Consider the following 19,590-nt stretch of genomic DNA (forward strand, 5'->3'; position numbering starts at 1 on the left):
GGAGCTGATGTAAGTTGATAAAAACATCTTCAACAAGACGTTTCACCACTAATACAATTTGGCTAATCCCCTTTTTATTTTTCATTCACAACCTTGAAGAGGCCTTTCAAATGCCACAATACCTTGCTAATCAATTTTCGATTCACTTTATAACTAACACACAATTTTTCATTGCAATTACTATATTAACAATCTTTGTCTTACTCATAATTATTCTATATCAGTTAAACATCATATCTTCTATTTACTGGATTATTTTTATTCAAGGAGCTATCTTCTTCAACTCTGTTCAACATCTTATTTTGTTTTTCATTTATCGTTCCTATAACCCTGGCGCAATATCAGCAGTTTTCATTGTCATCTTTTCTATTTTCTTTTTGTTATCCGAAAAACACTTCATTCATAAAAAGCAATTCGTAATTACACTCCTTTTCAGCTTATTTTCTTATCCAGTTATAATTTGGATTACCTTACTATTTGCTAGCTATTTTCATTAATAAAAAAAGACCAGGAATGGTCTTATCCCTGTCAAGTAGACAATGTTAAAAAGACTAAGCAGCCATCGAGATTCGATATTCTATCGGCGCTCGATGGTTGAGTCGTTTTTGGAACCGTTTATAGTTATAAAAGTAAATATATTCTTCAATTGCTTGTATTAAATCTTCTTCTGTTTTAAAATGATTCAAATACAACATCTCCGATTTAAAATGGGAGAAAAATGACTCGATACAAGCGTTATCATGGCAGTTTCCTTTGCGAGAGTGGCTACCAATGATACCTAAATCGGAAAGTCGTTTATTGTAGGCATGAGATGTGTACTGGAATCCCTGATCTGAATGGAGAATGGTTCCACGCACATCTCTTTTTTGTGCCACCATTTCAATTGTATCTAATACAAGTTCATTATCATTCCGCTTGGATATTTTCCAAGAAACAACTTCGTTATTATAAATATCTTGGACAACAGAAAGATACCGAAATCCCTCTTGGAATCGTAGGTAAGTAATATCTGTAACAAGTGCCTCATTTTGTTGGCGATCTTTAAATTCACGGTTTAAAACATTCGGAAAAACATTGGAATAGTTCCCTTTAAAGAAGCGACGCTTCTTTCGAATAATAGATTGAATATTGAGCTCACTCATTAAGCGATATACTTTTTTGTGATTTATAAAATATCCCTCTTCCTGTAAAGCGATTTTCATACGTGGATAACCATATTCTTTGTGCTTTACGTGAATAGATCGCATTACCTTTTTTAGTCGTTTCTCGGATTTTAGTCGTATGTTTTCCATACCTTTGGTATGAATCCACTTATAGTAACTGGAACGATGTACACCCGCAAATTTCGTAAGCCATATAACTGGATACTTTGTCTTTAATGATTCAATGATATGATATCTCTCTTTATGTTTTAGTACGCCTCCATTTATAGATTTGGATACTGCTTTTTTAAATATTCAACCTGCGCTTTATAGTAGTCACGTTCCTCTTCAATCGTCTTAAAATAAACACGTTTTCCTTTTAGAGGGTTTGGTATACCTTTCATTCCCCCATTTTTCCCGCGAGTATCTGTAATCTCACCACATTCTTTATATTTTTTGACCCAATTTTTAAGCTGGGTAGAACTTCTAATCTGATATCTTTCCTTTATCATATTGTAACTTCCTTCACCGTTTAAATAACTTTGAACAGCTGATAACTTTAATTCTTCTGAATAGGTATTAAATGTTGAACCTTTTTTAGTCATGAAAAATCCCCTCCAAGTAATAGTGTAACATCCATGTATGTTCATGGTCTTTTTACACTGTCTACCTAAAGGGGATAATATCAGAAAACTCCTGGTCCATTACTCTACTTAACAAACATTGGATTCTACGTTATACAGAATTGGAAGGTACAAAATTAGGGTTTTGTTTGTTAAATAGATTATATGTTGAACGAGCTAACAGCGGAGGGGTTCCTACTGTTAATCGTTAAACCCGATAATTATTTTACGATTTTTTCAAGCTCCTCAAGTGAAAGATCTACTGAAATTGCACCATCATTCGTTTCTTTCTTAATTGCATCTGTTACTTCTTTTGAATGATACAATTCAATTACTTTTTTCAGCGTTGGATCATCTTTGTCTTTCGTACGAGCTGCGAAAATATTAATATAAGGTTTCGCATTTTCATTCTTTGGATCTTCTAAGAAAATAGGATCCTTCGCTGGATCTAATCCAGCTTGACCAGCAACACCGTTATTAATAACTGAAGCTGCTACATCTTTTAATACACGAGGTGTTTGCTGTGCGATAACCGGTGTAATTTTTAACTTCTTCGGATTTTCAGCGATACCACTTGGATCCCCAAATAGGCCGAAATCTTTCTTAAGCTTTAATAATCCCGCTGCATCAAGAAGTTTTAATGCACGCGCCTGGTTCGTTGGATCATTTGGAATAGCAATTTCTGAACCATCTGGGATTTCATTTGCTTTCTTATATTTTTCAGAGTATAAACCCATTGGTGCAATTTGCGTTGTACCGACAGCTGTAATATCTAACTTATGCTCCTTTTTAAATTGCTCTAAGAAAGCGATATGCTGGAATGAGTTTAGTTCAATATCTCCATCAGCTAACGCTTTATTTGGCGTTGTGTAATCAGAGAACTCAACTAGTTTAATTTTAATCCCTTCTTTTTCAGCTTTTTTCTTCAAAATTTCCCAAGCGTCTCCATCTGTTCCAGTTACACCGACGCGAACTACTTTCTCTTTCGCTCCTGCACCTGTATCTCCACCTGAGCAGCCGCTTAAAGCTGTAACTCCTACGATCGCTGATAATGCAAATGCTAAAATTTTCTTCATTTTCTTTTCCCCTCTTCCTTTTTATGATCTACGTAAAAAGACTTTTGCAAAGTAGTTTCCTAAATTTTGAGCTATTTGTACGAGAATAATAAGTAAAACAACCGTTACGAACATAACTGACGTATCAAAACGTTGATAACCATATGTCATTGCTAAGTCACCAAGACCGCCACCACCGACAAGCCCAGCAACTGCTGAAAATTCAATTAAACCAACTGTCATAAACGTAACACCTAAGATTAATGGCGCTAACGCTTCTGGCACAAGAATTTCAAAAACAATTCTAATTGGTGAAGCTCCCATTGCTTGCGCTGCTTCAATTACCCCTTTCGGAACAGAAACAAGATTTGTTTCAACCATTCTAGCAATACCGATTGATGCAACTAACGTCATTGGAAAGATTGCTGCTGCTGTTCCAATCGTCGTTCCGATAACACTTCTTGTTAGTGGGCTTAAAGCTACTAAGAAGATGATGAATGGAACCGGACGAATTGTATTAATAATGATATTAAGAATAGAAAAGACCCATTTATTTTCTAAAAAGTTTCCTTTTCTCGTTACATACAACAGTAAACCTAGAGGTATACCAAGAATTGTAGCAAATATAAGGGTTACAATTACCATTAAGAGGGTATCCCCCGTCGCATCTAATATGCGGGGCCAAAATATACTCCAATCAACCCGCATGAGCTTCTACCTCCTTCAGCTGCACTTGCAGTCTTAGATGTTGTAATGCTTTTTGAATTTCTTTCTGCTCACCTTGCAATTCTACAAGTAGATTTCCAAATAACACATTTTGAAGTTCAATAATATTTCCGTACAGTACGTTTACATCGACGTTATAATTTTTCGCGATATATGATAGTACTGGCTGTCCTGTCTCTTCACCAGTAAATGTTAAGCGATAAATCTGTCCACCATTTTGAATTTTCCCTAGAACACTTTCCGGTAAATGATCATTAATAACAGAACGTACAAAGTTTTGAGTTGTCTTTGTTTTTGGTTGTGTGAAAACGTCAAACAGTTTCCCTTCTTCAATAACCTTTCCCTTCTCCATTACAGCTACACGGTGACAAATTTCTTTCACTACGTGCATTTCATGTGTAATGAGTAGGATTGTTACATTATATTCTCGATTTACTTTCTTTAATAAGTTCAGAATTTCTGTCGTTGTTTCTGGATCTAAAGCTGATGTTGCCTCATCACATATGAGAATATCCGGTGATGTCGCCAGTGCTCTTGCAATCCCAACGCGCTGCTTTTGTCCACCTGATAACTGCTCTGGATAATAGTTTGCTTTATCTTCTAGACCAACAAATTTTAGTAATTCAGTTACTCTTTCTTTTATTTCATTCTTTGGCAATTTCGCTAACTTTAATGGATACGCAATATTTCCAAACACTGTTCTTGAATTAAATAAATTAAAGCTTTGAAAAATCATCCCGATTCTTTGTCTTAATTTCCGTAATTCTTTCGTCGATAATGATGTAATATCTTTATCATCTATTGAAATCGTTCCTGCAGTTGGTCTCTCTAGCATGTTTACTAGACGTAATAACGTACTCTTTCCAGCACCACTAAATCCGATAATGCCAAAAATTTCGCCCTTTTCAACTGATAGCGTTACATCCTCCACTGCATGAACAGATTGCCCACCTGATTCATATACTTTACTTACATTGTTAAAAGAAATCATTTTCTTCCCTCCTATATGCTGTAAAACTTGAAGTAGAGATTTCGAGGTAAAATAAAAAGTGCTCTCCTTCTTATCACCTATAAAAGATAAGAAGGAGAGCACTTATATGTACTCGTTCACATCTTCTCATCTTCCAAGCTTATTTTAAAGCTTGCTGGAATTAGCACGGTATTTAAAAACCCGTTGCTGAGGTATCGTAGGGCCAGTCCCTCCACCTCTCTGGATAAGAGTGTATCGATTTAATTGTCATTTAATTAATTCTCATTATAGAACTCAGAATAATAAGAGTCAATACATTTTTCAGAAAAACATTAATTATTTCTCTATTAAAATTTTCAAATAAAAATCACAATACAATGTTATGTTAAATTCTCCTCCCTCATACTTTTTAAAAGGAGAATCCTCTCTATGAATTGAATAACATTATTTGAATATGAAACTCGGAGGAAGATGAATATATGAAAACAGCCCTTTTGCTCGTCGATATTCAAAATGATTATTTTCCAAATGGAAAGATGGAATTACGTAATCCAGTAGAAGCAAGTGAATATGCTGAACAGCTACTGCAACATTTTAGAATAAGAAACGAACCTATTTTTCATATCCAGCATGTAGCTATAAAAGATAACGCTACTTTTTTCCTACCCAATACAGAAGGTGTCCATATTCACGAAAATGTCCGTCCACTTAGAGAGGAAACCGTTATCCTTAAACATTATCCAAATAGCTTCCGAGAAACTGATCTTCTAGAACGATTACAACGTTCAGGAATTGAGCACGTCGTAATATGCGGGATGATGACCCATATGTGTATTGATGCTACGGTAAGGGCTGCTTTTGATTTTGGCCTTCACTGTACCCTAATACACGATGCTTGTGCTACAAAAGATCTTTCATTTAAGAATGCTACTATACCAGCTGTTTATATTCATAATACAATTTTGGCGAGTTTAAATGGAGTATACGCAAATGTAAGGAGTACAACAGAGTTTTTAGCGATCTAAAAAAACACTCCTTTCAGTGAGCAAAACCGAAAGGAGTGTTCTCTTGTCTAACCATAGATTTTCTTTCAAATTGTATTATACAGGAAATTCTCAAAATGAATACTAAAAAATATGACTAATAAGTCAATTTTTCTCGCTATTTTGTTTCTATTTACATGTTTATCCCCCTATTAATAGGGTTTAACTAATTTCAAAGAACAAATAGTAATATTTAGTAATCTCTTCTTAATTGAAATTAACTAGCTTCTATTATAGAGAATTTCTCAAAAAGAAAAGATCTTCACAGTCTGTGAAGATCTTTTCTACTATTTCTTATAAAGTTTCAGAAGTAGTTTTTGCTTGCATGTGAAGCGCTAAGTAATCAGGGCCACCAGCTTTAGAGTCTGTACCAGACATGTTAAAGCCACCGAATGGTTGATAACCTACGATTGCACCAGTACATCCACGGTTGAAGTATAAGTTACCAACGTGGAAGTCTTCACGTGCTTTTTCAATATGGTCACGGTTGTTAGTAACAACTGCTCCTGTTAAACCGTATTCTGTATTGTTTGCAATTGCAAGTGCATGATCAAAGTCTTTTGCTTTACAGAATGCTACTACTGGTCCGAAGATTTCTTCTTTCATTAAGCGAGCATCTTCTGCAACGTCAGCAACGATTGTTGGTTGGATGAACCAGCCTTTAGAATCGTCTCCTTCGCCACCAGCTAGGATTCTACCTTCTTCTTTACCAATTGCAACATAGCTCATTACTTTATCGAATGCAGCTTGGTCATTAACAGGACCCATGTTTGTACCTAATACAGCTGGGTTAGCAACTGTTAATTCTTTTGTTAATTCAACTGCACGATTTAATACGTGATCGTATACATCTTCGTGGATTACTGCACGAGAACATGCAGAACATTTTTGTCCTGAGAATCCGAATGCTGATGCAACGATAGATTTAGCAGCTAATTCAAGATCTGCTTCTTTATCAACAACGATTGTATCTTTACCGCCCATTTCAGCGATAACACGTTTTAACCAAATTTGTCCTGGATTTACTTTTGCTGCCCGCTCATAAATACGAATACCTACATCGCGTGATCCAGTGAAGCTAACGAAGCGTGTACGAGGGTGATCTACTAAGTAATCACCAACTTCAGAACCGTTACCTGGAACGAAGTTAACTACGCCAGCTGGTAAGCCAGCTTCTTCTAATACTTCCATAAATTTCGCTGCTACTACAGGAGTTGTACTAGCTGGTTTTAGTAATACTGTGTTACCAGAAACTAAAGCAGCTGTTGTCATACCTGCCATAATTGCGAATGGGAAGTTCCAAGGAGAAATGATAACACCTACTCCTAATGGAATGTAAGAGAAACGATTATATTCAATTGGACGGCTTTCTACTGGAATACCATCTTTTAATTTCAACATTTGACGAGCATAATATTCCATAAAGTCGATTGCTTCTGCTGTATCAGCATCTGCCTCATTCCATGGTTTACCTGCTTCTTTTACAAGAATAGCAGAGAACTCATGTTTTCTACGACGAACGATTGCTGCAGCACGGAATAAAATGTCTGCACGCATTTCTGGTTTTGACTTTCTCCAAGTTTGGAATGTTGCATCCGCTACTTGCATTGCTTTTTCAGCTAATTCACGGCTTGCTTTTGAAACGCGACCAACAAGTTCCTCTTTATTTGCAGGGTTTACAGAAACAATTTTGTCTTCTGTAGTGATCTTTTCTCCCCCGATAATTAATGGATAGTCTTGTCCAAGATAAGATTCTACTTTCTTTAAACCTTCTTCAAACGCTAATTTGTTAGCCTCTACTGAAAAATCTGTAAATGGCTCATGTTTGTATGCTACTACCATTTTTTTAGCCTCCCCTTAGAAAAACGTTTACATTTTACAACATTATTCTACACGATAATTTAGATTTATTCAAATATTCCTAGACTTATATTTTAAAAATTAATTAATTTTTAAAATATAATAAAAAAAAGAGATTCATACATACGTATGAATCTACAAAATATGAGTATATTCCAAAACATTTTTCCCTATTAACAAAATAGTAACTAATAAAAATAAAGTCCTTACATATCCAACACCTTTTTGAACCGCAAACTTCGATCCAAAATAAGCACCTAAAATCATTGATAACCCCATAATAATACCGTATTCAAAATGAATCACATCTAAAAATAAAAAAGTAATTAAAGATACGATATTACTAACGAAATTCAATAGTTTTCCAGATGCTGCCGCTTGAATAAAATCCAAACCAATTAATAAAAATGCAAAAATTAAAAAGGATCCTGTCCCCGGTCCAAAAAATCCGTCGTAAAACCCTATCATTAAAATAACAAAGAAAAACATTATTGTTTTCCCTTTTGTCATCTTTTTATAGGTAGATGCACTTCCCCAATCTTTTTTCGCAATAATATAAATAGCAATAAAAACCAACATCACAAGTACTAGTGGACGCAAAATATCAGGCGGAATAAACTTTACTACTAAGGCACCTGCGACTGCTCCAACAATAGTTAATGGGATTAACTTTCCTACAATTCGAAAATCAACCTTACCTGATCGAATAAAATAAATTGTACTCGTAAGCGTCCCCATCGTTGCAGCTAATTTATTTGTTGCGATTGCCGAAGCTGGTGATAAACCAACAAACATAAGTGCAGGAAGCGAAATTAACCCTCCTCCTCCAACAACCGAATCAATAAAAGCAGCTAAAAACCCGAATGCAATTAATAAAATAATGACTTGAAAGCTTAGTTCTTCCATGATTTTACCCCTTACCCCTTTATTTGTAACATTTAAAATTATAACAAAATTTTTCGAGAAAAAAAGCTGTTCCTTTATAGAAACAGCTTTCATCTTTAGTCTAAAATTTTCACAAGTGGTTCATCTTGCTTCGCTTCACGTATAATAATTGCTTCTGGGCGTTCCACTGATTTAATTGTTACTTGTACTTTCATATAATTCGGGAAGTATTCCATAACAAGTCCAGCTACATATTGTGTAAAACCAATGACTTCAGCTTTCCCATTGAATTGGACAGGAATATCGAGCTTCATTTCTTTTAATTCATCATCTCTATACATTCCAGTACCAATAATAGCTGTATAATCGCCTTGGAAATATTCACTTAATTTTGATTTAAAGTTTGACACCCTTGCAAGATCTTCACGTTTATTATCCGATTTCGCTTGTTCAGACGGGAACAAATAGTATTTCTCATTGATCGGCTTCCAATCCTCAACCGTTTCACTGCCTTTTTCTACCTTAGCATAAGAAACAAAATTCCCTGGTACAAGCGAAGACTTTGGACCTTGACGATAAATTGCAAATGTAACCGGAACATCTTTTATTCCAGGCTTTTTTTGCTGCATGACTTTCAAGATTTCTTGTGCCATTTTTTTCCCTTCAGCTAACATTTTTTCTTGCTCGATTTTAGCCTCACGCGGATAACCATGCTCTTCCTCGTAATAATGAACCGAATTCATCGCTAATCCAACTACAACACCATCAGGCTCAGTACCTTTATCACCATTTTGTAAGTAATAGTCATGTTCTAAAATATTTGAGATATACATTGGATTTTTTGTATTTTTTACTTCTAACGATTCTGATCCTTCACCTAAGGCAGGATTCAACCCTATATTTGGAAATTTAACCGCATCTTTTTTCAACTTATCCTCTAGCTCTTTTTGTTCAGCATCTGTACGCTTTCTTTTCACAAGCATTTGAATCGTTTGTGTGTCTAAAACGTCTCCACCTTTAAAGAAATAATCTTTCGTACTAAATGATTCTTTCGCAATGCGCATTAGTCCCGTTTCAAATTCATCTATATCTAGACGATTGTTCAAACTTTGTCCAACTAAACCACGTGCACGACCTGGATCAAATGGAAATGTTGTCTTATAATACTCATCCGAAATGGAATATTTTGAGATAACCGCTTGCTCTTTCGCTTTCCCTGATTTCTCAACTGTTTTTTCATCTTTGTTAGAACCCATGCTACACCCACTTACAAGTAGGCTAAGACTTAATACCGCTAACGCTATTTTTTTCATCGTAAGTTTGCACCTCTTACTTATTCAGCTCTTGTAAGAACCTCTCTTCATTCCAAACTTCAACATTGTGCTTCTCTGCTTGCGCTAATTTCGAACCAGCAGCTTCACCAGCAACAACTAAATCCGTACTTTTACTAACACTTCCTGTTACTTTTCCACCAAGTGCCTCAATCTTTTTCTTCGCTTCACTTCGCCCCATAACTTCTAGCTTACCTGTTAAGACAACCGTTTTTCCTGCAAAGTAAGATTCAACATTTTGTAAATCTGCACTTTTTATACCTTTGTATGTCATGTTCACGCCATACTCTTTAAACTGTTGTAATAGCTCTAATACGTCTTCATTATCAAAATATGTTACAACGGATTGAGCCATTTTTTCACCAATTTCATTAATTGCTTTTAGTTCTTCTTCCGTTGCTTTCACAAGCGCATCCATCGTTTCGAAATGCTCCGCAAATGTGCGTGCTGCTTTCGCTCCAACGTGGCGAATTCCAAGACCAAATAATAATCGCTCTAATGAGTTTTCCTTCGAATTATCAATTGCTTGTACTAAATTTGTTGCTGATTTTTCACCAAAACGCTCTAACTGTAGTAATTGTTCTTTCGTCAATGCATATAAATCTGCAAACGTACGAATATAATCCGCATCAAAGAGTTGTGTAATTACACGTTCTCCAAGTCCGTCAATATTCATTGCATTTCTTGAAACGAAATGGATTAATCCTTCACGAATTTGAGCTGGACAAGTCGGATTTATACATCGAAGTGCTACTTCTTCTTCCAAACGAACAAGTTCACTCTCACACGCTGGACAATGCGTTGGCATATGATATTCTTCTTCCTCACCAGTACGCTTATCAAAAATAACGTTCACAACTTCAGGAATGATATCTCCAGCTTTTTTCACAACAACGTAGTCACCGATTCGAATATCTTTTTCACGAATTAAATCTTCGTTATGTAAAGAAGCACGACGAACAATCGTTCCAGCTACTCGCACTGGCTCTAGCTCTGCAGTTGGTGTTACAACCCCTGTGCGGCCGACACTTAATTCAATTCCTGTTAATCTCGTCACAACTTCTTCAGCTGGGAATTTATAAGCAATCGCCCATCTTGGACTCTTTGCTGTAGTTCCTAAGCTTTCTTGAAGAGCAACATCGTCTACTTTTATAACGATTCCATCAATCTCATAATCAAGATGCGGGCGTTTTTCTTGCCATTCTTCTACATAGGCTATTACATCTTCGATTGTTTCACATGTACGACGATTTGGATTCGTCTTAAATCCAAGCTCACCTAAGAAATCCAGTGATTCACTATGGGATGGAATTGCTTTTTCTTCTACATTAGCAAGACCATACACAAACATAGATAAATTACGCTTCGCTGCAATTTTCGGATCAAGTTGACGTATCGATCCTGCTGCCGCATTACGTGGATTCGCAAATACATCTTCACCATTTTGTTCTTTCTCTTCATTCAACTTAACGAATGAACGCTTCGGCATATAAGCCTCGCCTCGTGCTTCTAACGTTACTTCTTCATTTAAACGCAGCGGGATAGCTTTAATCGTTTTTAAGTTTTGGGTAATATCTTCACCCGTTATACCATCACCACGTGTTGCTCCTTGAATGAAGCGTCCTTTTTCATAATGAAGTGAAACAGCAAGTCCGTCAATTTTTAATTCGCATATATATCTTACATTCGCATCATCAATTCCTTGATGTACTCTTCGATCAAAATCACGCAAATCTCCTTCATTAAACGCGTTTCCTAAACTTAACATTGGTGATTTATGCGTTACCTTTTCAAATATATCAAGTACAGCTCCCCCAACTCGAATAGAGGGGGAGTCTTCCGTTACAAATTCAGGGTTCTCTGTTTCTAATTTCATAAGCTCCTGCATATTACGGTCATATTCCGCATCAGAAACAGAAGGATTGTCTAATACGTGATATTGATAGTTAAATGTGTTTAACAAATCACGCAGTTCTTCTATACGTTCTTTTGCTATCTCTTTTGACATATCCTCATTCCTTTCCTATTGTTTCGTCACAGGTGCGAATTTTGCTAATAAACGTTTAACACCAATTGGGCTTGGGAACGCAATATCTAATTCTTTCGCATCACCTTCACCTTTTACACTTACAACTGTACCGACTCCCCATTTTTGGTGGGAAGCTTTATCGCCTACTGCCCAGCCGATTTGTTCGCCGCCCGTTGTCTTAGCTGCAGGACGTACGAAAGCTGAACGAGAACGTGTTGTTGTTGTACTTGTTGTTGTACTTTTCGTTCTTCCTTTTGCCCCAAACGAAGTTTCACGCTTCGGCGCTGTTTCATTTAATGATTCCACTAGTTCTGCCGGAATTTCTGTAATAAATCGAGATGATGCGTTCATACTTGTTCTACCAAATAAAGTACGCATTTGTGCATTGGATAAATATAATTCTTCTTCTGCACGAGTAATACCTACATAAGCAAGACGACGCTCCTCTTGCATTTCATCCTCTTCCATAAGAGAACGAGTATGCGGGAATATCCCTTCCTCTAAACCAACAATAAAGACAACTGGGAATTCTAATCCTTTCGCCGAGTGCATCGTCATTAAAATAACTTCCTCACCAGCAGTCGGATCTTCATCTACACGATCAATATCAGCAACAAGCGCTAAGTCTGTTAAGAATGCAACAAGGCTCTTATCTTCGCTTTGAGATTCAAATGTTTGCGTAACAGATAAAAACTCATCTAAGTTCTCTAAACGACCTTCTGCTTCTAAAGTACGCTCATTTTTCAACATATCGCGATAGCCTGTTTTTTCAATAACTTCTTCTACTAACTCTGTAACAGATAAATACTCTTGCATATTTACCCAGTTGTGTAATAAACCTGCAAATTCTTTTACTGCCTTTGTTATTTTTGCACTTACACCAACATGCTCAATCTCATCAAATACAGCAGTTAATGAGATTCCGTTTTGCACACCATAATTTATAATTTTATCGATAGAAGTCGCACCGATACCGCGTTTCGGCATGTTAATAATACGTGCGAAACTAATCTCATCATCTGGATTCCCAATTAAACGTAAGTACGCCAAAATGTCTTTAATCTCTTTACGATCGTAGAACTTAGTACCGCCGACAATTTTGTAAGGAATATTAGATTTCAGGAAAATTTCCTCGACCATACGAGACTGGGCATTTGTACGATATAACACTGCAAAATCAGTATATTTTCGTTTCCCCATTTGAATATCGTCACGAATTTTTTTCGCAACAAAATACGCTTCGTCTTTTTCCGTTGCAGCACGATAATACGAGATTTTGCTTCCAACTTGATTGTCTGTCCATAATTTCTTCGGTTTACGGTTTGAATTTTTTTCAATAACAGCATTCGCTGCATTTAAAATATTTTGTGACGAACGATAGTTTTGTTCTAATAGAATAACTTGCGCATTCTCATAGTCTTTTTCGAATGACAAAATGTTAGAAATGTCCGCACCACGCCAGCGGTAAATAGACTGATCTGAGTCACCTACAACGCATAAATTTTTAAAACGTGCTGCTAAATGTTTAACAAGAAGGTACTGCGCTTTGTTCGTATCTTGATACTCATCCACGTGAATGTATTGGAACTTACGCTGATAAAACTCTAGTACTTCTGGAACACGTTCAAATAGTTGAATCGTTGTCATAATTAAATCATCAAAGTCTAATGAATTATTTTTCAAAAGACGTTTTTGATATTCTGTATATACATCGCTCGTTAATTTTTCATATGGATCAGCGATTGTAATTTTTTTCGCATATTTATCTGCAGATAACAATTCGTTTTTCGCATTACTAATACCAGCTAAAATAGAGCGCGGCTCAAATTTCTTCGGATCAATATTGCGCTCTTTCATAATTTTTTTGACTACAGTTAACTGATCGCCTGAATCTAAGATTGTAAAGTTACGATTAATACCAATGCGATCGATATCACGTCGTAAAATACGTACACACATAGAGTGGAACGTAGAAATCCAAATATCTTCTGCTTCTGGTCCGACAAGTGTATCAATACGCTCGCGCATTTCACGAGCTGCTTTATTTGTAAAGGTAATAGCTAGTACATTCCATGGTGCTACACCTTTTTCACCAAGTAAATACGCAATACGATGTGTTAACACACGTGTTTTACCACTACCTGCGCCTGCCATTAATAGAAGTGGTCCATTCGTTGTTTGTACTGCTTTTTGTTGCTGTGGATTTAAACCATTTAATAACCTATCTGTCGTACTCATATACGCCTGCACCTACTCTCCTTTTACTGCTTTAACTGTTTTTAACGCTGCTTTTATATCATCATAAATAATATTTCCAACAACTACTGTATCAGCATACTGCGCCATTTCTTTCGCTTGTTCTGCATTAGAAATACCGCCGCCATAATACAACTTCGCTTGTTTTAATTCTGCTTTTACATTTTTAACAAGTTCAATGTCGCCATACGTACCGCTATATTCTAAATAAAATATCGGTAAACGTAATAGCTTGTCTGCTAAACGCGCGTATGCAATCACATCATCTTCTGTTACATCACATTTCGCATCTGTAAGCTGGGCTACTTTCGCTTCAGGATTTAAAACACAATACCCTTCCATGAAAATTTCGTCCCAGTCCATAATATCCCCAAATTCTTTCAAAGCCTCATGATGAACACCTGTTACCCATTCTACCTTTCGGCTATTTAAAACGCTTGGGATATAATAAAAATCAAATCCTGGTGTAATTGCTTCCACATCAGAAACCTCTAACACACAAGGTACTGCATATCTACGAATGCTAACTAGCATGTGTAGTACATTATCAATTGTTATGCCATCACTTCCGCCTACAATAACAGCATCTGTTCCAGACTCACAAATCATTTCTAAATGTTCGTCACTTAACTCCTTATTTGGATCAAGCTTAAATACATGTTTCCATTTGGAAATATCGTACATGAAAACACCCTTTCTTTTTTCTAATCATATCTATATCCCTGCTCAAAAAAGCAGTTAGTTTTTATTAAGATTTTTGAAATTCTTCTACTACATCTGTTCACAAAGGCGAGCCAAGTTTCGCGCTCCCTTTTATGCATTCTTTCATTATAACAAAAAAAGCTACTTACACACACGCCCATTCCAACATCTTTTTCAACGTTAAATGTTGGATTACATATCAAAAAACTTATACGGAATACTAACAAATGAAATAGTATTTCTATTTCGAAGTTCATCAAAAAGGAGTGTTTTTCTAATGAAGCAAAACATCAGTACAATTAGTGCTCTAATTCGAATCACACTCGGACTTATCCTCTTCGGTTGTAGTACAGCTAAACTCGTACGTAAACCTCGGTGCACTTGGTCTAAAGTTTTGCTATGGATTGGTGCCATGAAAATTGCAGAGGGCATCGTTCGTTTCTGCCCTATCGTTGAAGCATGTAAGTTTGGAAAATATATGAATATGGGCGCATTTAAAATGCCTAGCATGAATTTTACTGAAAAAGGACATGCTAAAGAAGAAGTGAATCAAACTTCCAGTCATGACAAACCAAAGTCAAATGGAAGTTATGACACTTCTGACAAAGAGATTGAGTCAGCGATTGAAGAATTAATCCTGGCAAAGCCGCTTTGAATCATTTGTCACGATGCAAGATGCTCTCAAAGAGACTTAGCTGCTGCAGTGGGCGGTTAAGTCTTCTTTATTTTACCACAAAACAGAACGTACATTCTTATTCTCACCCCTAAAACATACATAAAAAACATCAATCACTAAAATTCAGAAAATTAGGTGTAAATCCCTTGCATAAAATGATATAAAAGTGATATCATTTTTATATCAGGAGGCGATCATATGAAAGAAAAACAAGTTTTTTATGTAAATGGTTTTCTCGGTATTATCGGGATTTTGATTTTAGCTGCTATCGGTGTATTTTGCCTTGTCCAAGAAATTTTCATAGTAGCAGCATTAACAATTATTTTAGCAGCGGTTCTCGCTACAGGTATTGGTATTGTTCAACCAAACCAAGCGAAAGTCATTACGTTTTTCGGTAATTATTTAGGAACAATTCGTCAAAACGGTTTATTTTTAACAATTCCATTCGCATTCCGTCAAACTGTATCGTTACGTGTTGAAAACTTTAACAGTAAGAAATTAAAAGTAAACGATGTTGAGGGAAATCCAATTGAAATTGCAGCCGTTATCGTATATAAAGTTGTTGATTCTGCAAAAGCAATGTTTGGTGTTGAGCATTACGATCGATTCGTAGAAATTCAAAGCGAAACGGCAATCCGCCACGTTGCAACAAAATATCCTTATGATAATTTCCAAGATGAAACTTGCATTACGTTACGCGGAAATACTGAAGAAATCTCTGAAGAATTAAAACGTGAGTTAGAAGCGCGCCTTGAAATCGCTGGCGTAGAAGTATTAGAAACTCGTTTAACACATTTAGCTTACGCAACAGAAATTGCCCATGCAATGCTACAACGTCAACAAGCAAAAGCAGTACTAGCTGCTAGAAAAGAGATTGTTGAAGGTGCTGTGAAGATGGCGAAAGATTCAATCCATATGTTAGATGAAGAAGGCGTGCTAGAACTCGATGACGAGCGTAAAGCAAATATGGTAAACAACTTATTAGTTGCCATCGTTTCAGATAAAGGTGCGCAACCAGTTATTAATACAGGAAGCCTATATTAAAAGGTTGTAAATAATTATGGCTAAAAAGAAAAGCTTTCCATTACGTATTGATCCTGAATTACACGCAGTCATCGAAAAATGGGCGAATGATGAGTTTCGTAGCGTCAATGCACACATCGAGTATTTGCTTCGAGAAATGGCAAAGCAAAAAGGGAAATTGAAAAAAGATAAAGATGCATAAAAAATCCCGCTGAGAAATCAGCGGGATTTTCATATTAGCTTCTCGTCATCTCATGCCCAATTGCGCGATATCCTATATCACTTCGATAAAATAGACCATCACTCTCAATTTTACCGATTTCTTTATATACTTTGTCTTTCGCTTCTTGTAAACTATTCGCCTTACAAGCAACAAATAGTACACGGCCACCGTTTGTTACAAAGTCTCCATGTTTCATCGCTGTACCCGCATGGAAAACAATCACATCTTGCAGCGCATCTAGTCCGCTAATAATATCACCTTTTTTATATGCTTCTGGGTATCCTTTAGAAGCCAGTACGATACCGATTACCGCTTCTTCTGACCATTGTAATTTTAATTCACTTTCATCTAATACAGCGTTACATACATCAACTAAATCGTTTTCTAAGCGAGGTAATACAACTTCTGTTTCAGGATCACCAAAGCGTGCATTAAATTCAATTACCTTTGGACCATCATTTGTTAAAATAAGACCTGCGTATAAAATACCTGTAAACGAACGGTTTTCTGCAATCATCGCCTTGGCAGTTGGGTGTAATACTGTTTGAATCGCTTCTTGAACTGCTGATTCTGGAATTTGTGGTACTGGAGAATATGCACCCATTCCGCCTGTATTTGGACCTTTATCCCCGTCAAAAGCGCGTTTATGATCTTGAGCAATTACCATCGGATGTACGGTTGCTCCATTCACGAATGCCATTAATGAAAATTCTTGTCCATCTAGAAACTCTTCAATAACGACCTTCTTGCTTGCTTCACCGAATTTCACATCTTGCAGCATTTCTTTCACAGCTTGTAATGCATCTTCAAGCGTCATTGCTACTGTTACACCTTTACCAGCAGCTAAACCATCTGCCTTAATTACAATCGGTGCACCAACTTTTTGAATATACTTTACTGCTTCTTCATAGTCTGTAAAAGTTTCATATGCCGCAGTTGGAATATCATACTTTTTCATCAATTCTTTCGTAAAAGCTTTACTACCTTCAATAACAGCAGCCGCTTTATTAGGACCAAATACACGAAGTCCCTCTTCCTTAAAACGATCCACGATTCCGTTCATAAGCGGAATTTCAGGTCCAACGAAAGTTAATTCAACATTATTCTCTTTGGCAAATAAGACTAATGCATCAAAATCATTTTCATCAATATCAATTGGTGTTGCGACATCTCGCATACCTTCATTACCTGGTGCTACATATACTTTTTCTACCTTTTCAGATTGTGCAAATTTCCAAGCTAAAGCATGCTCACGCCCACCGCGACCAATTACTAAAACATTCATATTTCATCCCCCAATAATTAAATAAGTACAAACTAGAAGATATGCTCCTAGTTTGTTATTCCGTATCAATAGAAGTTTAAAAGGGAGGATCAAGAGAACCGAGCAGGTCGAGGCGCATTTGACAGGAGGACACGGAGTGTAGCTTTCCTACATGAGTACCGCACTGGCAATGCAACGACGACATGCGACAGTTATCTTGACCGGACCTTTTAAACATCCCCTATTAGTGTTTGAAATGACGTACGCCAGTGAACACCATCGTAATCCCATACTCATCTGCCATCTTAATAGAATCTTCATCACGAATTGATCCACCCGGTTGGATAATTGCTGTAATACCTGCTTTCGCTGCTTCTTCTACTGTATCTGGCATTGGGAAGAAAGCATCAGATGCAAGTGCGCTACCTTGTGCTTTTTCGCCAGCTTGTGTAATTGCGATTTTTGCAGAACCTACACGGTTCATCTGTCCAGCACCGACACCAATTGTCATATCATCTTTCGCCAAAACAATTGCATTTGATTTCACATGCTTTACAACTTTCCAAGCTAGTTTTAAGTCTTTCCACTCTTGCTCTGACGGTTCACGTTTCGTTGGAATTGAAATTGTACTCTCATCTAATGATAACGTATCTTCCTCTTGAACAAGAAGTCCACCTTGTACAGAAGTTAATTTTTTACTTGCACTTGTCGCTTTTTCAATATTTACAGTTAGTAAACGTAAGTTCTTCTTACTTTGCAACACTTCTAAAGCTTCTTGTGAGAACGAAGGTGCGATAACAATTTCTAAGAAAATTTCATGTAACTTTTCAGCTGTAGCTTTATCAATTTCACGATTCGCTGCAATAATACCGCCAAAAATTGATACTGGATCTGCCTCATAAGCACGTGTGTATGCTTCATGAATATCAGTTCCTACTCCAACACCACATGGATTCATATGTTTTACTGCTACTACTGCTGGTTCTGTAAATTCTTTAACGATGCTAAGCGCTGCGTCTGCATCGTTAATATTGTTATAAGATAATTCTTTACCGTGTAATTGTTCTGCATATGCAACTGAAGAAGTTGCAGCAAATGGTGCTTTATAGAAAGTAGCCTTTTGATGTGGGTTCTCTCCATAACGTAAGTCTTGCTTTTTCTCAAACGTCACAGTTAACGTTTCTGGACTTTCTTCACCCATTTGTTCTGTTAAGTAGTTAGAAATTAACGCATCATATGCTGCTGTATGACGGAATACTTTCGCTGCTAATTTACGTTTCGTCTCTTCTTTTACTTCGCCGTTCTCTTTCAGTTCTGCTAATACAGCATCATAATCTACTGGATCTACAATTACCGATACAAATTTATGATTTTTCGCAGCAGAGCGAATCATTGTTGGGCCACCGATATCAATATTTTCAATTGCATCAGCAAATGTTACATCAGGCTTAGCGATTGTTTCTTTAAATGGGTATAAGTTAACAACAACGAAGTCAATTGGTTGAATGCCTAATTCATTCATTTGCGCTACATGTGTTTCATTATCACGAACTGCTAATAGACCACCATGAATATTTGGATGTAATGTTTTTACACGGCCATCCATAATTTCTGGGAAACCAGTTACTTCAGAAATACCGATTACTTGTAAACCATTTTCTTCCAGTAATTTTTTCGTACCACCTGTTGAAATAACTTCAATCCCTTGTTCTAGTAAACCTTTAACAAATTCTACTACTCCTGTTTTATCTGAAACACTTACTAATGCACGCTTTTTCATTT

Annotated in this window: 17 protein-coding genes and 1 riboswitch; of the genes, 5 read left to right on the top strand and 12 right to left on the bottom strand. The window is 36.5% G+C overall.

Going from position 1 to position 19,590, the window contains the following annotated elements; genetic code table 11:
- Positions 1-14 precede the first annotated feature (14 nt).
- On the top strand, positions 15-497 hold the full coding sequence (locus tag CDB3_RS23120) for an HXXEE domain-containing protein (protein ID WP_128856106.1): 483 nt from the start codon (positions 15-17) through the stop codon (positions 495-497).
- 54 nt (positions 498-551) lie between these two features.
- Here the strand turns inward: CDB3_RS23120 and CDB3_RS23125 are convergent.
- The 4 genes from CDB3_RS23125 to CDB3_RS23140 all read right to left on the bottom strand — a co-directional run bounded on the left by CDB3_RS23125 (position 552) and on the right by CDB3_RS23140 (position 4,537).
- Positions 552-1,747 (bottom strand): IS3 family transposase gene (locus CDB3_RS23125; protein ID WP_372708537.1). Its coding sequence is split into 2 segments (ribosomal slippage): positions 552-1,453 and positions 1,453-1,747, totalling 1,197 coding nucleotides; the frame shifts between segments, so codons are not numbered across the junction.
- Positions 1,748-1,986: 239 nt separating this feature from the next.
- Positions 1,987-2,841 carry a MetQ/NlpA family ABC transporter substrate-binding protein gene (locus CDB3_RS23130; protein WP_128856107.1) on the bottom strand — a complete coding sequence of 285 codons (855 nt, stop codon included), beginning with the start codon at positions 2,839-2,841 and terminating at the stop codon, positions 1,987-1,989.
- 21 nt (positions 2,842-2,862) lie between these two features.
- Positions 2,863-3,528 (bottom strand): methionine ABC transporter permease, encoded by a 666-nt coding sequence (locus CDB3_RS23135; RefSeq protein WP_001261864.1) that lies wholly within the window; start codon positions 3,526-3,528, stop codon positions 2,863-2,865.
- Entirely contained in the window at positions 3,518-4,537 is a 1,020-nt protein-coding gene (locus tag CDB3_RS23140) for a methionine ABC transporter ATP-binding protein (protein ID WP_128856108.1), read from the bottom strand. The genes CDB3_RS23135 and CDB3_RS23140 overlap by 11 nt, the downstream gene beginning before the upstream one ends.
- 123 nt (positions 4,538-4,660) lie before the next feature.
- Positions 4,661-4,767, bottom strand: a riboswitch (SAM riboswitch).
- A 228-nt stretch (positions 4,768-4,995) separates the two neighbouring features.
- Here CDB3_RS23140 and CDB3_RS23150 point away from each other — a divergent pair.
- Entirely contained in the window at positions 4,996-5,541 is a 546-nt protein-coding gene (locus tag CDB3_RS23150) for a cysteine hydrolase family protein (protein ID WP_128856109.1), read from the top strand.
- Between the two features lie 312 nt (positions 5,542-5,853).
- Here the strand turns inward: CDB3_RS23150 and pruA are convergent, their stop codons facing one another.
- The 6 genes from pruA to pcrB form a co-directional block, all read right to left on the bottom strand.
- Complete coding sequence (gene pruA / locus CDB3_RS23155; RefSeq protein ID WP_071747202.1) at positions 5,854-7,401, bottom strand: L-glutamate gamma-semialdehyde dehydrogenase; 1,548 nt, start codon at positions 7,399-7,401, stop codon at positions 5,854-5,856.
- Positions 7,402-7,554: 153 nt separating this feature from the next.
- Positions 7,555-8,325 (bottom strand): TSUP family transporter, encoded by a 771-nt coding sequence (locus CDB3_RS23160; protein WP_128856110.1) that lies wholly within the window; start codon positions 8,323-8,325, stop codon positions 7,555-7,557.
- 95 nt (positions 8,326-8,420) lie between these two features.
- Positions 8,421-9,617 (bottom strand): CamS family sex pheromone protein, encoded by a 1,197-nt coding sequence (locus tag CDB3_RS23165; RefSeq protein WP_128856111.1) that lies wholly within the window; start codon positions 9,615-9,617, stop codon positions 8,421-8,423.
- A gap of 16 nt (positions 9,618-9,633) precedes the next feature.
- Positions 9,634-11,643 (bottom strand): NAD-dependent DNA ligase LigA, encoded by a 2,010-nt coding sequence (gene ligA, locus CDB3_RS23170; protein ID WP_128856112.1) that lies wholly within the window; start codon positions 11,641-11,643, stop codon positions 9,634-9,636.
- Positions 11,644-11,658: 15 nt separating this feature from the next.
- Positions 11,659-13,902 (bottom strand): DNA helicase PcrA, encoded by a 2,244-nt coding sequence (pcrA, locus tag CDB3_RS23175; protein WP_128856113.1) that lies wholly within the window; start codon positions 13,900-13,902, stop codon positions 11,659-11,661.
- Positions 13,903-13,914: 12 nt separating this feature from the next.
- Positions 13,915-14,604, bottom strand: coding sequence for a heptaprenylglyceryl phosphate synthase (pcrB, locus tag CDB3_RS23180; protein ID WP_128856114.1), 690 nt, complete (start codon positions 14,602-14,604; stop codon positions 13,915-13,917).
- 295 nt (positions 14,605-14,899) lie between these two features.
- On the opposite strand from pcrB, the gene CDB3_RS23190 reads away from it, so the two are divergent.
- The 3 genes from CDB3_RS23190 to CDB3_RS23200 all read left to right on the top strand — a co-directional run bounded on the left by CDB3_RS23190 (position 14,900) and on the right by CDB3_RS23200 (position 16,523).
- Positions 14,900-15,277, top strand: coding sequence for a YgaP family membrane protein (locus CDB3_RS23190; RefSeq protein ID WP_128856116.1), 378 nt, complete (start codon positions 14,900-14,902; stop codon positions 15,275-15,277).
- Positions 15,278-15,496: 219 nt separating this feature from the next.
- On the top strand, positions 15,497-16,342 hold the full coding sequence (locus tag CDB3_RS23195; protein WP_025150171.1) for an SPFH domain-containing protein: 846 nt from the start codon (positions 15,497-15,499) through the stop codon (positions 16,340-16,342).
- 16 nt (positions 16,343-16,358) lie between these two features.
- Entirely contained in the window at positions 16,359-16,523 is a 165-nt protein-coding gene (locus CDB3_RS23200; RefSeq protein WP_001085171.1) for a type II toxin-antitoxin system antitoxin, read from the top strand.
- Positions 16,524-16,557: 34 nt separating this feature from the next.
- On the opposite strand, the gene purD is transcribed toward CDB3_RS23200, so the two are convergent.
- Together purD and purH are read right to left on the bottom strand one after the other, a co-directional pair.
- On the bottom strand, positions 16,558-17,829 hold the full coding sequence (purD, locus tag CDB3_RS23205) for a phosphoribosylamine--glycine ligase (protein WP_128856117.1): 1,272 nt from the start codon (positions 17,827-17,829) through the stop codon (positions 16,558-16,560).
- A gap of 223 nt (positions 17,830-18,052) precedes the next feature.
- A complete protein-coding gene (purH, locus tag CDB3_RS23210; RefSeq protein WP_128856118.1) occupies positions 18,053-19,588 on the bottom strand; it encodes a bifunctional phosphoribosylaminoimidazolecarboxamide formyltransferase/IMP cyclohydrolase in 1,536 nt (511 codons plus the stop codon).
- Between the last annotated feature and the right edge of the window lie 2 nt (positions 19,589-19,590).

The sequence above is a fragment of the Bacillus sp. CDB3 genome (assembly GCF_002081505.1).
GTDB classification, from domain to species: domain Bacteria; phylum Bacillota; class Bacilli; order Bacillales; family Bacillaceae_G; genus Bacillus_A; species Bacillus_A cereus_AT.